We start from the raw sequence: 17067 nt of genomic DNA, 5'->3' as shown, positions 1-17067 counted from the left end.
CGTCACTTGCCCAGTTTTTCAAAAATTTTGTTGAGCTTTTCCTCGAGCGTCGCCGCAGTGAACGGTTTGACGACGTAGCCGTTGGCGCCGGCCTGGGCAGCCGCGATGATATTTTCTTTCTTGGCTTCGGCCGTCACCATCAGTACGGGCAGCGAGGAGAGCTTGGGATCCTGACGGATCTCCTTGAGCATCTCCAGACCATCGAGATTGGGCATGTTCCAATCTGAGACCACGAATTCGAAGCCACCGGCACGCAACTTGGTCAATGCTTCCTGCCCATCCTCGGCCTCTTCCACATTTTCGAACCCGAGTTCCTTGAGCAGACTGCGGACGATCCGACGCATGGTCGGGAAATCATCCACTACCAGGATGCTCATGTTCTTGTCAGCCATCATCTTTCCTCTTCACTTCATTAGGCGGGCATGGTCAGGTTATCGGCAGCATGCCCGCTCGCTTTAAACGTCCTGTTTATACGCGCTGCGCGCGTCCGGCCAAGTGCATCTGCTGAACCAGGTGTCCCGCAATATCATTCAGTGCAATGACGTCAGTCGCCCCGCCAAGCGCGATCGCTTCCTTGGGCATGCCGAATACCACGCAGCTCGCCTCGTCCTGTGCCACGGTATGGGCGCCGGCCTCGCGCATCTTGAGAAGCCCGGCAGCACCGTCACGTCCCATCCCGGTCAGGATGACACCCAGCGCATTACGGCCAGCACAGATGGCGGCTGACTGGAACAGCACATCGACCGAGGGCCGGTGGCGATTGACGGGAGGACCGTCATCGAGCGCGATCACGTAGTTCGCTCCCGAGCGAGTCAGGCGCATGTGCCAGTCCCCCGGTGCGATATACACATGCCCGGGCAGGACACGCTCACGGTCTTCGGCTTCCTTGACGGTGACCCGGCAAAGACGATCGAGCCGTTCAGCGAAGGAGCGCGTAAAGCCTCCCGGCATATGCTGCGTAATCAACACTGCGGGGCTGTTCGCCGGCAACGGCTCGATGACCTGGCGAATGGCTTCGGTCCCCCCCGTCGAGGCGCCGATAATGATGATCTTTTCGCTCGACAGCATCGGGGCCTTCAATACTTCACGCGGTGCCGCCGGCTTGGCCAGAGCGCCTTGGCGGCTTGGCCGGGCTTGCGCGGCAGCCCGGATCTTCTCGGCGATCATGCCGGCATATTCCAGCATGCCGTCCCGGATCCCGACTTCCGGCTTGGCGACGAAATCGACGGCACCCAACTCCAGCGCCCTCAGCGTGATTTCGGAGCCCCGCTGCGTCAGCGAGGAAACCATCAGCACCGGCATCGGGCGCAAGCGCATCAGACGCTCGAGAAAATCCAGCCCGTCCATGCGCGGCATTTCGACATCCAGCGTCAGGACGTCGGGGTTGTGCTTCTTGATCAGGTCCCGCGCCACCAGCGGGTCCGGCGCCGTGGCAACCACGGTCATGTCCGGCTGGGCATCGATGATCTTGGTCATCAAGTCGCGAATGAGCGCCGAATCATCGACACAAAGTACTTTGATCTTCGGGTTCACCGTTTCACTCCCTAGCGCGAGACGTCCGGCGTCGTTCGCGCCGACGGCGATGCCAACGTATAAATGGTCTGGCCTCTCAAGCGAAAAGCCTGACTCAGGAAGGAGAAATTCTCGGAGTGACCGGCAAACAGCAGGCCATCCGGTTTCATTTGGGACGCAAAACGACGCAGGATATTCGTCTGTGTCTCTCTATCGAAATAAATCATGACGTTGCGGCAAAAAATGATGTCGAACGGGCCATTGATGGACCACGTTCCCGTGACCAGATTGAGCGGCCGGTAATCGATCATGGCCGCCAGTTCGGGGCGCACTCGCGCCTTGCCGGCGCGGGCCCCGCTACCACGCTGAAAAAATTGCCGACAACGGGCCTCACCGAGTTTCTCCACCACTTCCAGCGGATAGATACCGGCGCGAGCGACGTTCAGCGCTTCGGTATCGATGTCCGTCGCCAGGATCTTCACCTGAGATGCCGCGGCACCCAGCGTTTCTCTCACCGTCATCGCCAGGGAATAAGGCTCTTCCCCGGTAGAGGCACCGGCACACCAGATTTTGATGCCGGGTCCGCGTCGACGTATTTCTTCGGCCAATGCCGGGAAATGATGGGCTTCACGGAAGAAGGCCGTCAGGTTCGTGGTCAAGGCGTTGGTAAAAGCTTCCCACTCCTTGGAATCGGACCGGCGCTCGAGTCTGTCCAGATAATCGCTGAAACGATTCATGCCATGCAGGCGTAGCCGCTTGGCCAGGCGGCTATAGACCATTTCTCGTTTATTATCCGCCATGACGATACCGGCACGGCGGTAGATCAGATCCCGAACCCGCTCGAAATCGCGCGGGGTAAAATCGAGGTCTCGCGTGAAACCCGTGCCATTGTCACCGTTGCCACCTTGGGATCCGGGGCTCGAGAACATGGCTGCCTCGGTTTTCAAAATGCCTCCCACTCCTCATTGTCATCCGTCGCCGCACGACGATCGGCCGCCGGTTGTTTGGCCAGGGATTTCGCCGGCTTGGTTTTATGCTGCCTGTCGTCAGCATGCGTGACGGAGGCAGGGTTTTCGATTCGAACCACGCGCTCGTCACCGCTGCCCGCAAGACGAAACACGGCAATGGACGTGGTCAGATGTTCGACGCTGGCTCGCAACTCGGCGGCAGTGGTTGCCGTGATTTGCACTCGTTCGGCGTTCTGCTGGGTCACTTGGTCCATTTGCGTGACCGCCTGGCTGATCTGCTGAATCCCGCTGGTCTGCTCTTCGGAGGCCGCGGAGATCTCGCTGATGATGTCATTGACACGCGTCACGGCATTGACCACTTCATCGATCGACCCTTCGGCCTGACGCACCAGATCGGCACCACGCCCCACCTCCTGGGTCGAACTATCGATGAGACTGCGAATTTCCTTCGCGGCATCGGCGCTGCGGCTGGCAAGGTTGCGCACTTCGCCGGCCACCACGGCAAAACCACGCCCCTGTTCGCCGGCTCTCGCCGCCTCGACGGAGGCATTGAGTGCCAGGATATTGGTCTGGAACGCGATCGAGTCGATCACGCCGATAATATCGGCGACCTTGCGCGAGCTATCGGTAATACGATCCATGGTGCCAACGACCTGCCCCATCACCTCGCCGCTTCGGCGTACGGTGTCGGTCGCGCCATCTGCCAGCTGACTGGCTTGGCGAGCATTGTCGGCATTCTGTTTCACGGTCGCCGTCATCTGCTCCATGCTGGTTGCGGTCTCCGCCAGTGAAGCAGCCTGCTGTTCGGTACGTGAGGAGAGATCTTCGTTACCGCTGGCGATATCCCGCGTGGCCGGGACCACAACCGCCACGTTCGAATTGACGTCGCCCACGATCGTGCCCAGACTCTGGCGCATGCGATTGAGCGCCCCGATCAGACGTCCCACTTCATCGTTACTGCGTTGTTTCAATGTGGCACCCAGGTTGCCCGAGGCGATCTGTAGCGCGAATTCCAGGGCCTCGCGCACCGGCTTCAGCGTTGCGCGTATCGTCGTCAGGCCTACGGTGATCAGCAGGATGGCTCCTACGGCCAGCAACGAGATCAAGATGATCATGATGGTGCGCTGGGATTCGGCAGCGCTGATTGCCATCTCCGTCCCGCTCGCACGCTTTGCTTCCACCAGGGCGTTCAGATCGCTGCTGATCTGATCGCTGTTGGCCTCCAGCACGTCGTTGTATGCCACGTAGGACTGGTAGAAATCCCCCCCGTTGAGCGCCGTCATGACGCCTTTCAGGCCATCATCCACGTAGCTCTGAAGATCGGCGGCAAAGGTTTCCGCCGTTGCCGTCTGGTTGGCGGGACGATCCTGATAGTAGGCATTCCAGGTCTTGTTGAGCTCGGCGATAAGCGCATCGACCTGCTCATTGACCGGCGCCAGGTCAGCCGCCATCGGGTTGCTGACCGGCTTGTCGACCAGAGATCGCCCTTTCGACATCAGCTGATCGATCTTCTGTAGCCGCGCCAGATCCTCCAACCCGTTGTTGGTCAGCTGCTCCAATCGCTGGCCGCTTTGATGCAGCGCAAACAGCGAAACCCCACCACTGCCCGCCAGCACAACCAGCGCCAGCACCGTCATCGTGACCAGTCGCCCTTTCAGCGAGCGCAAGTTGAGACGCCGGATCGCCGGGAGCATTCCCCGCGGCTTCAACTCGCCATGGTCGAGCTTGACGCCCCGCTTGCGCCCCGCCAGCAACTGTGGATAGTGCTTTTCCGCCAGACGGCGAGATTTATCGGTGACCTTGACCCGCACCGAGGTGTAGCCCACGACCTTGCCCCCTTCGACGATGGGGGTAACGGTCGACTGAACCCAGTAATGCGACCCATCCTTGCGGCGATTCTTGATGACTCCTGACCAGTTCTCGCCCTTCTGCAGCGTTTCCCAGAGATTCGCGAAAGCTGCCGGAGGCATGTCCGGGTGACGAATGATGTTATGAGGTGCACCGATCAGTTCTTCCCGGGTAAATCCGCTGACCTTGATGAAAGCCGGGTTGGCGTAGGTGATCCTGCCTTTCAGATCGGTTCGCGAGATCAGGTAATCCGATTCGTTTATGACGAATTCCTGGTCGATGACAGGCTGGTTGTTTCGCATCACTGCATCCCTGGTGTTGTTATGCCCACTCACGATCTGCCGAAAGACAAGGGCAGATCAAACGTTGTCGTTGCGGATTGTTATCGGCCGATTGGAAATACTCTTGAGCCTTCCGCGGCAATACCGGCTCACACGAGTTGCTTAGCGTCATGTCGCTCTCGGTCAGCGTTCGGTTGCCACTGCGCCAGCTCTGTATTGCGATCAATGTCGGTTGCCGCGACGCGATACTGCTCCAGCGTCGATTCGAGCTTTTGCGATTGACTCAACAATGACTGCGAGGCATTGGCCGTCTGCTGTACCAGAGCGGCATTCTGGCTGGTGACCTGATCGAGTTCCGTGATCGCCTGGTTGACCTGTTCGATCCCACTGTGCTGTTCGCGCGAGGCATTGGCGATCTCGTCCATCAGACCGCTGACGCTGGTCACCGAGGAGACGATCTCCTCCATGGTGCGTGCCGCCTGCTCGATCAGCGTGGCACCGCTGTCCACCTGCTCGCTCGAGCCGGTAATCAACGTCCGTATATCTCGCGAAGCTTCTGCGCTACGACTGGCCAGGTTGCGAACCTCTTCGGCAACGACGGCGAATCCGCGCCCGGCCGAGCCGGCACGCGCAGCCTCCACGGAGGCGTTCAGTGCCAAGATGTTCGTCTGGAACGCAATGTTGTCGATCATGTCGACGATTTCCGCCATCTGACGCGAGCCATCCTGGATGTGCGACATCGTGGTTTCGATATCTCGCATCATGTCGCCGCCCTGTTGTGCGCGCTGACGTGTCTGCGCTGCGGCTCGGGTCACCGCTTCGGCGTTATCGGCGTTATGACGAACCGTCTGGGTCAGTTGCTCCATGCTGGAGGCCGTCTCGACGATGGCCGCGGATTGCTGGTCGGTGCGTACTGCCAGGTCCTGATTGCCGCTCGCGATCTGTCCGGCACCGACGTTGACCCATTCAGCGCTGGCGCGAATATCGGCAAAGGTTCTCGAGAGTCGCTGGCGCATGCTTTCTATCGCGAACAGCAGGCTGTCGGTGTCCTTCGGCTTGAGCACCAATGCCTGGGAAAAATCTCCCGCAGCAATCTTCTGGATGCTGTTGCGCGCATGCCCGGGATCGCCCCCCAGCCGGCCAAGCACGTTGCGGATGATCCAGGCGACGATAAGAGAGAGCAGACCACCAACCACCGCGATGAGTGCCAGATAGACCACGGCGCCATCGATCAGCATGGCATCGATATCGTCGACGTAGACACCCGTGGCAATCTGCCAGTCCCACTGCGGCACGCGCATGACATAACTGAGCTTGTCGTACATGGCATCGCCGTCGCTGCGACGCGAGGCGTAGGATACGAGCCCGCCTTCGGGCTGCTGGGCGGCAGCAAACATGTCCCGGTAGAGATAGACACCGTTGGGATCCTGGTAATCCCGCATGCTGTCGCCGACCGCGCGTCTCGGATGCTGAACGATTTCCAGGTTGGAATCGAAGACGAAAATGTAACCATCGGTGCCAAAACTGAGATGCGCCAGGGCATTGCGTGCAAGCTGCTTGGCATCCGCTTCGCTCAACGCACCATTTTCAGCTTGATCAACGTAATTATCGACCAGTTGCTTTGCGCTACCGATGAAGTACTGCAGGCTTTGAACACGCTGCTCCAGCAGGTTTTCCCGCATGGAATAGAGCGACCAACCCGCCACCATGATCAAGCCAACCCACATTAGCCCTAACGTGGTCCATAACTTCCGACGCATCGTCCATTCACGAAAACTCAGCATTGGCATCTCATCCGATTTGCTCGAAAAGTTGCTTGATGGGCGCCACGCTCGCTCCCGATGAAGCCGATTTCTCAGCGCGACAGAAGCTTTATCGGCCCGCCAACGAATTAACTTTACCTTTATTAGACCAAAGCCTTAAAAAGCTGACGAATTTCCCTCGGATACAAAAACCGCAGCCGAGGCTGCGGTTGATAACGAGCTTTCTTGGCAAAAGTCAGGCACGTTCGGCCGTACGTTCGACCAACTGCATTTCTTCGTGGGTCAGCAGCTTTTCGATATCGACCAGTACCAGCATGCGATCGTCCAGGCTGCCGATGCCGCTGAGATAATCCGACGATAGCGTGACACCGAACTCCGGCGCCGGCTTGATCTGATCCGGCGACAGACTCATCACATCCGAGACGCCATCCACGACAATGCCGACGATACGATCGTCGACATTGACCACGATCACTACCGTCTGCCCGCCGTATTCGACCTTGTCGAGATGGAACTTCAGTCGCAGATCGATGATGGGTACGATGACGCCACGCAGATTGGTCACCCCCTTGATGAACTCGGGCACGTTGGCAATCCGGGTAACATTTTCGTAGCCGCGGATCTCCTGTACCTTGAGAATATCGACGGCATACTCCTCATCGCCGAGGGAGAAGACCAGATATTCACTGCTCACTGCGTCAGCGATGTGGGCATCCATGTTCGCTTGCGGGCTCATACTCGCGCTACCTCATGTAAGTGTTGGCGTTTCGCCTCGTGACGCTGTTGCGATTTGCGACGATCGAGGCGATGGAGATCGGCAATATCGAGAATCAGCGCAACGCTACCGTCGCCGAGAATGGTAGCGGCGGAAATCCCCGGCACTTTGCGATAGTTGGTTTCAAGGTTCTTGACCACGACCTGCTGCTGGCCGATCAGGTCGTCGACCAGCAAGGCATAGCGGCGGCCCTCGCCCTGGACGATGACCGCAATGGCCTCGGTCAATTCGGTCTTGGCGCCGGCCACATCCAAGGCATGGTGTAACGCGATGATCGGCAGATACTCGTCGCGGACCTTGAGAAGCTGATCGTCGCCCGCCATCGAGTAGACATCCTCGGCTTGAGGCTGTAGCGATTCGAGCACCGCATTGAGCGGCAGCAGGAACGTCTCCCGGCCGCAGCGAATGGACATGCCGTCCAGAATCGCCAGCGTCAGCGGCAGCACGATCCGCGTCGTCGTCCCCTCGCCGGGCTTGCTGAGGATCTCGACGTGCCCGCCCATCTCCTGGATGTTGCGCTTCACGACATCCATACCGACACCACGCCCGGAAACATCGCTGACCTGCTCGGCGGTCGAGAAACCTGGCGCAAAGATCAGTTGCCAGACCTCGTCGTCGCTCATGGTATCGCTGATCGCCAGGCCGTTGGATCTCGCCTTGGCCAGAATCTTGTCCCGGTTGAGCCCGGCACCGTCGTCGATCACTTCGATCAGAATATTGCCGCCTTGATGCTGGGCAGACAGGGTGAGACGTCCGGTCGGTGACTTGCCGGCGGCTTCCCGCTTCTCCCGCGACTCCAGCCCGTGATCCAGGCTGTTGCGTACCAGGTGAGTCAAGGGGTCGATGATGCGTTCGATCAGACTCTTGTCGAGCTCGGTGGACTTGCCTTCCGTCACCAGTTCGACATCCTTGTCCAGTTTGGCGGCCAGATCCCGAACCAGGCGAGGAAATCGACTGAAAACATAGTCCATCGGCATCATGCGAATCGACATTACCGCTTCCTGCAGATCCCGCGCGTTGCGCTGCAACAGGTTCATGCCGTTGACCAAGGGGCCATGGGAAACGATATCCAGATCGCTGGCCGTCTGTTCGAGCATCGACTGGGTAATGATCAGCTCACCGACCAGATTGATGATCTGGTCCACCTTGTCGACCGGCACCCGGATCGTGCTGGACTCGCTACCTTTGGCACTCTTGCCGCCAGACTTTCCGGCAGCACGAGCCGGAGCGGCTTGGCTCTTGGCTGGCTCAGGGCTGGTGGTCTGTTCGGGAATCGCTGGTGCTGCCGGTTCGCTTACCGGCGCTGGCGCTTGCTCGGCTGGCTCGCGCTCTGCTGGCGCCTCCGGGGTCTCCGTACCAGCGCCGGGGGAGGCGCTGCCGTCAACTTCGATCGACAGCTGCTCCGGCTCGATGATGAAGCAGAGAACGGCTTCGATATCGTCCTGGGATTCGGCACTGTCCAGAGACACCTGGTAGCGCTGCGCATCCCCCGACTGCGAAACGATCGTGCCGAAATGCTGCAACTCTTCGACCAGCAGGGCACGATCCTTGTCGCTGACCCCCACCAACGCGATCGAGAGCCGTCGCTTTGCGTTCTCCGCGCCATCTCGAGTCGCCTGGTCATCGGCAGGCTGCCGAGGTGCCTCGACCTCTGGCGTCGGCGCTGGAGCCGGTTCGGCGGCCGGTGCCGCTGTCGTCTTGGTTACCGCTTTCTGCTGGCCCAATTCATCCAGCGCTATCTGCTGCAGGACACGTGAAATCCGTTCGAACGCCTCGGCATCGGGTTCGCCGCCATTACGGTAGGCATCCAACTGGTCGTGAAGCATATCTTTGGTTTCCAGAAACGTGTCGACGATATCGCGCCGCAGACTAAGTTCGCCACGCCGGGTATGGTCCAGCAAGTTTTCGAGCAGGTGGGTCGTCTCCTGCAGGACGGTAAACCCGAAAGTACCTGCGCCGCCCTTGATGGAGTGTGCCGCGCGAAAGATCGCGTTGAGATCCTCGACATCCGGATCGTCGACATCGAGATCCAGCAGCAGGCGCTCCATATCCGCCAGCAGCTCTTCGGCTTCTTCAAAGAAAGTCTCGTAAAAATCTGAAATATCCATGAGCACCTGCCATAGAAGCCCCGCAAATAAGGGCGTGAACGCGTTTGCGTCAGTCCGCTGAATCCTGCCCGGTCGCCGTCACTCCACTCCCCTCGGCGGGCGCCGGTACGCTATCGGAAAGCGGCGCTTGTTCCTGCTGTTCGATTGCCTTGGCCGCCCGGTTGTCCAGCACCACGATGCTGATACGCCGATTGACGTCATCGCTGGGGCGAGTATTCGGGAGTGTGACGCGCGACCCCATACCCGCCACTCTCAACAACTTGTCGGAAGAAAGACCGGCGGCCACCAGTTCACGTCTCGAGGCATTGGCACGATCGGCGGAGAGTTCCCAATTGCTGTATCCCTTCTCCCCCCCGGCATAAGGGAGGTTATCGGTGTGACCACTAATACTGATCGGGTTGGGCATTTCGTTGAGCACCGGCGCGATCCGCTGGAGTATCTTCTGCATGTAAGGTTCCAGCCGATCACTACCGAGTTCGAACATCGGACGCTTGTCGCTGTCCACGATCTGCACTCGCAGCCCTTCCGGCGAGAAATCCATACGCAGCTGCGAGCGTAGCTCGCGAAGCTGCGGGTCATTCTGAATTACGCGTTCCAAGCGATCGCGCAGGAAGCGCAAGTTACGCTGCTCATCGCTCGGGCGTGTCTGCTCATGAGGGCTCACACGGCGCACTTCACCCTCGGTCTTGGTCGGGTCTTTACCGCCACCCGGGATAGCACTGGTGCTCGCTGTCGTTTTGTCCCCACCCGTCAAGGCGACGGCCAACGGGGTACGGAAGTATTCGGCGATACTTTCGAGTTCGTGATCGTTGACGGTGGACAATATCCACAGCACCAGGAACAGGGCCATCAACGCCGTCATGAAATCGGCGTAGGCAATCTTCCACGATCCGCCGTGATGTCCGGCGCTTTGAACCCGCTTGCGCTTGACGATAATCGGTCGACGATCCCCTCCACCACTCATGCGCCATCCGTCCCTGTTCCCTTGAGCGTCTGGCCGCTGGATCTCACGTGCTCTTCCAGCTCACCAAACGAGGGGCGTACGGCGGTAAATAGCGCCTTACGGCCAAACTCGACCGCCAACTGAGGCGCCAGACCGTTGAGACTGGCCATCAGCGTCACCCGGATGCACTGCAGCATCTTGGTCGCTTCGCCCACCTGAAGATTGATATGGTGCGCCACCGGCGTTACGAAGCCGTAAGCCATGAGGATGCCGGCGAAGGTCCCCACAAGCGCCTGAGCGATCATCTGCCCCATGATGGCTGCTCCCTGATCGGCGGACCCTAGCGCATGGACGACACCCATGACCGCAGCAACGATCCCGAAGGCCGGCAAGCCGTCACCAACCGCAGCGAGTGAATGCGACGGCAATTCTGCCTCATGCTGAAAGGTCTCGATTTCATGTTCCATCAACGCATCGATTTCGAACGGATCCATGTTGCCACTGACCATCAGGCGCAGATAATCGGTCAGGAATGCCATGATCATGGGATCCGACAGAATCTTGGGATAATCCGCAAAAATGGCGCTGTCCTGCGGCGAATCGATATCTCGCTCGATCGCCAGCATGCCATCGCGACGCGCTTTGGTCAGAAGCCGGTACTGAAGCGCCATCAGCTCCATGTACATCATCTTGTTGTAGCGCTTGGTGCGCTTGAGCTTCGAGAATGAACGCAGCGTTGCCCTGATCGCCTTACCATTATTGGCGCATACGAAAGCCCCAAGTGCAGCGCCGATGATCATGACGAACTCGGCAGGCTGCACCAGGGCACCAAGGTGCCCGCCGATGGCGACATAGCCACCGAACACACTACCCAAAACGATGATGTAGCCCAGTAGAATCAGCACGGAAATGCTCCCGAATACAGTGCGTGGCGAACCTGATAACTGTATCGGCAGCGGGACCGCTGCTCTTGAGGGTAGAAATATCAGAAAAGCGTGATTCGTCGACAACAGTGCGACAAATCCATCGACATCATGCTCATGCCAGGAATAAAAAACACGCAAACAAAAAAGGCGGGCCATGATGGCCCGCCTTTTGAAGACATTTCCGAACTAGACCGCCAAGCGTCGAGCCAGCGGCAACTCCACGGGAATGAAGGTACGCCCTGCCGATTTGGCCACTTCTTTGGCCTTGCGTGTCTTGCCTGCACGGGACGGCGGCTGACAGATACCGCAGACATAATCGTGCATGGGGCTATGTGCGTGCGCCACGAAATCGCCATGACAACCCTTGCATCGGGACAACTGCAGCAGGTCGCTTTCGAAAAACCGAACCAGCGTCCAGGCACGCGTCAGCCCCAGAGTCGGCTCCACTCCATCAAGCTCGACCTGCTCGAGATAAAGTCGATAGGCCTTGACGAATGCCGGCATCCGCTCGCACCCCAACTCCTCATTGAGACGGCGATAGATATTGTAGAACAGCGAAGAATGGATATTCGGTAGCCAGGTGATGAACCAGTCAGCCGAAAACGGCAACATCCCCTTGGGCGGCGACATTCCCTTGACTTCCTTGTACAGCTTGATCAGACGGCCGCGACTCAGATCGGTCTCCGTCTCGAGAACCTGCAAGCGAGCACCCAGCTCGATCAATTCAATTGCCAGCTGTACCTGAAGCATTTCTGCAACGAGACTTTTATCCGCCATGACTCAGTTCCTCTGCTGAACAGAAGACCGGGCATGGCTCGCGCCAGCCATCAACAGTGAGGCGTGAGTTTGCTCAAGCCCCTGCGCGCGCGGGTTATGAATCAGCAGATTCAACTGATCCGCGTCAGTGAAGCGCAAGTTGCAAAGCAGCTGGTTGCTACGCGACAGCTGGGTCAACTGCTTGATCGACAGCCTGCCAATGATATCCGCCAGATCAGCACTCAGATCCAGTCGAAACATGGCCGTCTCGCGGTCTTCATTCAGCAGACGCTGAACCAGCAGAAGATAGGAAAGATTGAGATCCTGGATGTCATCCAGAAGACTATTCGAGTGCATGCTTGGATTCCCTGCGTATCGTCTTATTGGCACCCGTTGACCGGATGCTTCATCTGCCTGCAGCCATCGGCCACATCAGCTCTTTATGATGGAGCTAGTTTGCGACTTTTTGATGAAAAAAATCAAGCTCCGTAACCAAATTTGTATCTAAGTAACGGATTGATCTCGCATCGCAAAACCTTTATTTATATAAGCTATTGTTATTATTGGACAATATCAAAACCACAATACATGTAAGAACATGTACGTTACACAAGGCTTTGAAGCGAAGTGATACACTAGGATACTTCAGCGTTGAATCTTGCAGCCAGAAATCAACGCTTTTCGTCTGCCCTGGATACTATCGAGCGGTCGATCTGCCCGATCCACACCAGCAACTCTGCTATCACCTGATAGAGCGACTCGGGGATACGGGCGTCCAGGTCGACCTGCATCAGGAGAGCGACCAGCTCAGGGGACTCATGGACGAAGACCCCTTCCTGATTGGCGAGCTCGAGAATACGATCAGCCAGATTCCCGTAGCCTTTGGCAACCACCCGTGGCGCATCCGTGCGTTCGCCGCTATAAGCCAGAGCGACCGCACGACGCCGGGAATCGGACACGCTATCGTCGTCACTCATACTCCGATGCTCCTACTACCAGCTCCACGCTCATTCCCAGTGACGCCAGCCGTTCGCGTATTGGCACCAGCTCCTGGCGGAGCTGAACTCGAGCTGCCCCCTCGGCAGGCTTGATCTCCACCTGCAGCGCGGCATTGCGACGCGTCATAAAGACGATATCGATAACGCCCAGAGATGGCAGACGAACCTGAACTTCGGCGCGCCAGTCGCTGGCACCCTCCTCTTGCTCGGATCGATCGGGGGAGTCGCCAGCATCGTCATGAACGTTCTCGCGCGGAAGCTCGGTCAGTATCATCGTCATGGGCACGCCAGGCCAAAGCTGCCCTTCCCAGCGCAGATTGGGTGCCGCGATCAGTTCCAGCTGCTGCCGAACCAGTGCTTGCAGCGCATCCGATGAGGACTGCGATAACTGGTGGGCGCGCGTCATCGAAAGCGACGATGGATCCTCCGCCATGCCCTTCCCCGAGGACGCCCACTCCCCGGCAGTACCGCTCCGCGCGGCAGACGGCAAGCTTCGGTCGGAAACCATGGAAGCTGCGAGAACATCGCCCCCACGGCCCACGCTCGATGACGAGGCGGACTGGGTGCTCGAATTCGCCCCGGTCATCGTCCCGGACGAAGCGCCGGGCCGAGGCGCTGCTCGACCATCTTTTGCGGCAAAGGGGAAGCCGTAACTTGTCAGCAAAGACGTTGGCGTGAACGGTCGAAAGGTCAGACTCAGCCAGGCCTGGGGCTCACGCATCAATGATGCACGAGGGTATTGACCGGACATCCAGCGCAACAGATGCGACTCATAGAAAACGCCGCTTTCCCGCACGCTCTGTGAAAGCGACGCCGCCAGCATGTCGGGCTTCTCTATCGGATGAGCCATGAGCGCCAATAATGGCCGAATCGAGGGGGATTGAGTCGCAGGAAAGCGCGAGAGGATATCGGCAATCTCGGTCGCGGTATGGCTCAAGTGCAACTGCGCCGAGGGGACTTTCGCCAGCCCAGGGGCTACTGGTAGCTGAGAGACACCTTCACGCCCTGCGCCAGAGGGCATGGCGGCAACTCTTTCCCCGCCCTGCTGATGCAATCTCGAGTCGCTACGCGCCGGCTGGATGGCATCCGTCGATGCCGTCGCTGAAACCGGCAATGGCTGATCCTTGACAACCGGCGTATCGACCCGTCTGCCGAGAACTTGATGCAGCAGGGTGTCGATTAGCGGCGTGATGCCGCTCACGGCCGTTCATCGGTTGGCACCGCGCGCAGGCGCGAAGCAATGCTGCCTCGTCCCGCCTGATACGCCTGCCCTAGCGCCTGCTGCCGCCGCGAGCTGCCGATAAGATGGCTCAGCTCTTCCCGGCGGGACTCCAGCATGCGACGAGTCTCGGCATCCTGCTCCAGAATCCGCTCGAGCAGATCGCGCTTCTGCTCACGCTCCGAGCCATTCAACGACTGCTCGCGATCCAGAGATTTCACACGCTGCAAAGACACCAGATAGCCCGCCTCGCATTGAACGAGCGCGTCCCATTGCTGCTCCCGCGCCAGACCCAGCATCTGGGTCGACACTTCCAGCAACTGATGATACTGGTCGATCACCGGCGAGCCTGATGTCATGTGATCATGCTCCTCCAGCCAACTCGGCCGACGAATGCCGAAGCTCGCGCCAGCCGGAACCGATATCGTCGAGCAGTACCGCCGCCTGGTCCAGCTTGGCGATATCGTCACGCAAATTGGCCTGCAACAGCAGTCGTGCAATGTAATCGTAAAGCTGCCCGAGGTTGGCAGCGATATCCCCACCGCGCTCATGGTCCAGCGCTGCCGCCAGACCATTATTGACGATGTCTATCGCCTTGGAGATAGCTGCCCCCTTGGCCGCACGATTGCCATCTTCCATATGCAGTCGGGCGCTATTGATGGCTGCTTGCGCCCCATCGAAGAGCATGACGATCAGTTGGTGGGGATCGGCGGACATGACCGCCGACTCGACCCCGACCCTGGCATACGCACCGGCACCACGCCTGATATTCATCATTTTATCGCTCTATCACTGATTGGTTTGCGCGCTGAGGGCATCGAACTGCTGTGTCAGATAATCACTGGTCGAGTTCATCTGTGACACCAGCGAATCCAGGCTGGCAAATTGCGTTCGATAACGGGCGACCGTGGCATCGATGGACTCTTGCATCCGGGTATATCGATCATCCAGACTGCTGAGCGTGGTATCGATACCGTCGGTGGCAGTCTGCAGCAAGCCGCCGTCGTCGAGGATCGACCCCATGGTGTCGTCGATACTGGCGACCAGACCACTCTCGCCATCGGCACCAGAGAAGAACTGGCTGACGGCATCACTGTCGTTCGTAATGGCGTCGCTGAGCTTGTCGTCGTCGATTTCCAGCGTGCCGTCCAACTGCCGCTCGATCCCGAGATCCGACAGCATCGAGAACGCACCCTCGCTATCGCTATAGCTGAGAACGCTGCGCAATCGGGACTCGATACTGCGCATGGTCGAGTTGCCCAGCAGTGTCCCTGCGGTATCCGACTCGGAATCGTAGGAGGTCAGATTGTCGGCGGTGCTCTGGAAACTGTTGTAAGCATCGACGAAGGCTTTGACGGCCTTCGTCATCGAAGCCGTATCCTTGGATACGCTAAGCGTCTCTGCGCTTTCCGTGGTCGAGGTCAGATTGAACGTCACGCCCTGAAGGGCATCTTCGACCGTATTGGACTGACTGGTGATATCGATACCGTTGACCGTCAATTCAGCATTCTGCGATTTAACGGCCTCTTCCATAGTACCACCGGAAGCAGCGGTAAAAGTCGTCGTCTTTTCGCCCGTCGCCTCGTCAGTCGAGACAGCCGTTGTAAACCCAAAGGCCTGATCTAACGCATCCCCGTCGGCTGCCGACTTAACCGACATCACCGAGTCAGTTCCCGTTTCGGTTGACGAAAGCACTAAGCGAGAAGCCGTTCCGTCGTTGATGATCGTAGCGCTCACCCCACCCTTTTTAGCATTGATCGCATCGCGGAGATCCGCCAGGGTGTCGCCATCCGCCACTTCTACGTTGAAGCTATCTTCTCCAACGCTAAAAGTCAGCGTGCCAGACATTTCCAGAGAGACTTCGAGTCCGTAGCCCTTCGATACTACCGACTGGGACTGCGCTAGCTGCGAGACACTGACCTGATAGCGACCCGCGACCGCATCGCCGGTGGTGCTGGCCGTCACGGCATCGCCGGTCATCGAATTCTTGACCGCGGTAAACGTCTCGGGATCGCTCAACTTGGTCGCGGCGTCGCGCAACGCGGTCAACGAGCTTTCGAGCGTACCGAAGGCCGACAGCTTGGTCTTGTAACTCTGCTGCTGCGAGACGATCGGCGTGAGCTTTTCCTGCTCTGCGCTTTCCAGGTCATCGAGCAACCCGCTCAGATCCAGTCCGGAACCGATACCTAGTGACGATATGGAAGCCATATAACCTCTCTTTGCCTGGCGCAATTTGTAACACGCCGATCACGACAGCAGGCGCCGATTTAGGCGCACTTTAGTATGTTGATTTCCTGATCGGCCGATGATCCGTAAACTTTAGCGCTGACTGATCTTCTTTTTTCGCTCCGCCGGTGTGGGGAAAGGCGAACCGTGGGTGGTCAGGTAGCCGCCATTTAAGCGATCATAGGCCGCCGACCTATTCGCCACTATCCGGAGACAACATGGACGCGAACTCCCTGCATGCCAATTATCGCCTGTGGCAGCGTTTTCAGCGCCAGGAACAACTGGGGCGCGAACACCAGGCGGCACTGCGCAAGCTGGCGGATACCGGTGCGATGGCGTCTCGCGTTACCGAAGCCTATCGCAGCATGGCGGATCGCGCCGCGAAAGAGGGAGCGAGCTATCGCACGGTGTTCCAGCGTCAACGTGACAACGGCGACAATTTCGCCTGCGAAGGCTGGTTGTTTGTGCGTCGCGTGCTGGCCGAAGGTGGCACGACGCGAGTTCGCGCCACACTTTTCGAAACCTTCACCCTGGAAGACGGCGATATCCCCCCCTCCGCGGAGAGCCCCAAAAAGGTCACGCTGGACATTTACGACGAACTTCTGGTCCAGAAGACCATGAAACTGGGTTGCCGTATCGATCGTCAGGACGACGAACGCGATACCCGTTTCATCACTTTCCTGGACAGCGTGCGCGGCGATCTACGTCAGTATCTGTAACGCTTCAATCCAGTTTCGGACCTGA

General features: G+C 58.6%; 17 protein-coding genes. 1 reads left to right on the top strand and 16 read right to left on the bottom strand.

The window, feature by feature from the left end; all coding sequences use genetic code 11:
- Window positions 1-2: 2 nt before the first annotated feature.
- The 16 genes from cheY to fliD form a co-directional block, all read right to left on the bottom strand.
- Window positions 3-392 (bottom strand): chemotaxis response regulator CheY, encoded by a 390-nt coding sequence (gene cheY / locus R3F72_RS12540; protein ID WP_071230202.1) that lies wholly within the window; start codon window positions 390-392, stop codon window positions 3-5.
- A gap of 76 nt (window positions 393-468) precedes the next feature.
- On the bottom strand, window positions 469-1533 hold the full coding sequence (locus tag R3F72_RS12535; protein ID WP_332779794.1) for a protein-glutamate methylesterase/protein-glutamine glutaminase: 1065 nt from the start codon (window positions 1531-1533) through the stop codon (window positions 469-471).
- A gap of 11 nt (window positions 1534-1544) precedes the next feature.
- Entirely contained in the window at window positions 1545-2441 is an 897-nt protein-coding gene (locus R3F72_RS12530; RefSeq protein ID WP_332779793.1) for a CheR family methyltransferase, read from the bottom strand.
- Between the two features lie 14 nt (window positions 2442-2455).
- Window positions 2456-4630, bottom strand: a complete 2175-nt coding sequence (locus R3F72_RS12525; protein WP_332779792.1) for a methyl-accepting chemotaxis protein — start codon at window positions 4628-4630, stop codon at window positions 2456-2458.
- Window positions 4631-4758: 128 nt separating this feature from the next.
- Window positions 4759-6336 carry a methyl-accepting chemotaxis protein gene (locus R3F72_RS12520; protein WP_332779791.1) on the bottom strand — a complete coding sequence of 526 codons (1578 nt, stop codon included), beginning with the start codon at window positions 6334-6336 and terminating at the stop codon, window positions 4759-4761.
- A 271-nt stretch (window positions 6337-6607) separates the two neighbouring features.
- Entirely contained in the window at window positions 6608-7108 is a 501-nt protein-coding gene (locus R3F72_RS12515) for a chemotaxis protein CheW (RefSeq protein ID WP_332779790.1), read from the bottom strand.
- Window positions 7105-9255, bottom strand: coding sequence for a chemotaxis protein CheA (cheA, locus tag R3F72_RS12510; RefSeq protein ID WP_332779789.1), 2151 nt, complete (start codon window positions 9253-9255; stop codon window positions 7105-7107). The genes R3F72_RS12515 and cheA overlap by 4 nt, the downstream gene beginning before the upstream one ends.
- Before the next feature lie 49 nt (window positions 9256-9304).
- Entirely contained in the window at window positions 9305-10219 is a 915-nt protein-coding gene (gene motB / locus R3F72_RS12505; RefSeq protein WP_087718851.1) for a flagellar motor protein MotB, read from the bottom strand.
- The gene (gene motA / locus R3F72_RS12500) at window positions 10216-11103 is read right to left on the bottom strand and encodes a flagellar motor stator protein MotA (RefSeq protein WP_332779805.1); all 888 of its coding nucleotides are present in this window, start codon (window positions 11101-11103) and stop codon (window positions 10216-10218) included. The genes motB and motA overlap by 4 nt, the downstream gene beginning before the upstream one ends.
- Before the next feature lie 207 nt (window positions 11104-11310).
- Window positions 11311-11901: a flagellar transcriptional regulator FlhC gene (gene flhC / locus R3F72_RS12495; RefSeq protein ID WP_332779788.1), complete on the bottom strand. Its 591-nt coding sequence runs from the start codon at window positions 11899-11901 to the stop codon at window positions 11311-11313.
- 3 nt (window positions 11902-11904) lie between these two features.
- Entirely contained in the window at window positions 11905-12237 is a 333-nt protein-coding gene (gene flhD, locus R3F72_RS12490; protein ID WP_087718848.1) for a flagellar transcriptional regulator FlhD, read from the bottom strand.
- Window positions 12238-12551: 314 nt separating this feature from the next.
- Window positions 12552-12857 carry an EscU/YscU/HrcU family type III secretion system export apparatus switch protein gene (locus tag R3F72_RS12485; RefSeq protein ID WP_332779787.1) on the bottom strand — a complete coding sequence of 102 codons (306 nt, stop codon included), beginning with the start codon at window positions 12855-12857 and terminating at the stop codon, window positions 12552-12554.
- Complete coding sequence (locus tag R3F72_RS12480) at window positions 12850-14079, bottom strand: hypothetical protein (protein WP_332779786.1); 1230 nt, start codon at window positions 14077-14079, stop codon at window positions 12850-12852. Before R3F72_RS12480 ends, R3F72_RS12485 begins: the two co-directional genes overlap by 8 nt.
- Window positions 14076-14456: a flagellar protein FliT gene (gene fliT, locus R3F72_RS12475; RefSeq protein ID WP_071230189.1), complete on the bottom strand. Its 381-nt coding sequence runs from the start codon at window positions 14454-14456 to the stop codon at window positions 14076-14078. The genes R3F72_RS12480 and fliT overlap by 4 nt, the downstream gene beginning before the upstream one ends.
- Before the next feature lie 4 nt (window positions 14457-14460).
- Entirely contained in the window at window positions 14461-14871 is a 411-nt protein-coding gene (gene fliS, locus R3F72_RS12470) for a flagellar export chaperone FliS (RefSeq protein ID WP_332779785.1), read from the bottom strand.
- 15 nt (window positions 14872-14886) lie between these two features.
- A complete protein-coding gene (gene fliD, locus R3F72_RS12465; protein WP_332779804.1) occupies window positions 14887-16305 on the bottom strand; it encodes a flagellar filament capping protein FliD in 1419 nt (472 codons plus the stop codon).
- 236 nt (window positions 16306-16541) lie between these two features.
- On the opposite strand from fliD, the gene R3F72_RS12460 reads away from it, so the two are divergent.
- The gene (locus tag R3F72_RS12460) at window positions 16542-17042 is read left to right on the top strand and encodes a hypothetical protein (RefSeq protein ID WP_332779784.1); all 501 of its coding nucleotides are present in this window, start codon (window positions 16542-16544) and stop codon (window positions 17040-17042) included.
- The last annotated feature ends 25 nt before the right edge of the window (window positions 17043-17067 follow it).

The sequence above is a fragment of the Salinicola sp. 4072 genome, from assembly GCF_036663415.1.
GTDB classification, from domain to species: Bacteria; Pseudomonadota; Gammaproteobacteria; order Pseudomonadales; family Halomonadaceae; genus Salinicola; species Salinicola salarius_A.
The sequence above is the reverse complement of the archived record's forward strand: the minus strand, read 5'-3'. Positions and strand labels throughout refer to the sequence as shown.

Bases quoted from the DNA above. Each gene is read 5' to 3' on its own strand.
- cheY (WP_071230202.1), bottom strand. From the start codon at position 392: ATGGCTGACAAGAACATGAGCATCCTGGTAGTGGATGATTTCCCGACC.
- R3F72_RS12530 (WP_332779793.1), bottom strand. From the start codon at position 2,441: ATGTTCTCGAGCCCCGGATCCCAAGGTGGCAACGGTGACAATGGCACG.
- R3F72_RS12525 (WP_332779792.1), bottom strand. From the start codon at position 4,630: ATGCGAAACAACCAGCCTGTCATCGACCAGGAATTCGTCATAAACGAA.
- R3F72_RS12520 (WP_332779791.1), bottom strand. From the start codon at position 6,336: ATGTGGGTTGGCTTGATCATGGTGGCGGGTTGGTCGCTCTATTCCATG.
- R3F72_RS12515 (WP_332779790.1), bottom strand. From the start codon at position 7,108: ATGAGCCCGCAAGCGAACATGGATGCCCACATCGCTGACGCAGTGAGC.
- cheA (WP_332779789.1), bottom strand. From the start codon at position 9,255: ATGGATATTTCAGATTTTTACGAGACTTTCTTTGAAGAAGCCGAAGAG.
- motB (WP_087718851.1), bottom strand. From the start codon at position 10,219: ATGAGTGGTGGAGGGGATCGTCGACCGATTATCGTCAAGCGCAAGCGG.
- flhC (WP_332779788.1), bottom strand. From the start codon at position 11,901: ATGGCGGATAAAAGTCTCGTTGCAGAAATGCTTCAGGTACAGCTGGCA.
- flhD (WP_087718848.1), bottom strand. From the start codon at position 12,237: ATGCACTCGAATAGTCTTCTGGATGACATCCAGGATCTCAATCTTTCC.
- R3F72_RS12485 (WP_332779787.1), bottom strand. From the start codon at position 12,857: ATGAGTGACGACGATAGCGTGTCCGATTCCCGGCGTCGTGCGGTCGCT.
- fliT (WP_071230189.1), bottom strand. From the start codon at position 14,456: ATGACATCAGGCTCGCCGGTGATCGACCAGTATCATCAGTTGCTGGAA.
- fliS (WP_332779785.1), bottom strand. From the start codon at position 14,871: ATGAATATCAGGCGTGGTGCCGGTGCGTATGCCAGGGTCGGGGTCGAG.
- fliD (WP_332779804.1), bottom strand. From the start codon at position 16,305: ATGGCTTCCATATCGTCACTAGGTATCGGTTCCGGACTGGATCTGAGC.
- R3F72_RS12460 (WP_332779784.1), top strand. From the start codon at position 16,542: ATGGACGCGAACTCCCTGCATGCCAATTATCGCCTGTGGCAGCGTTTT.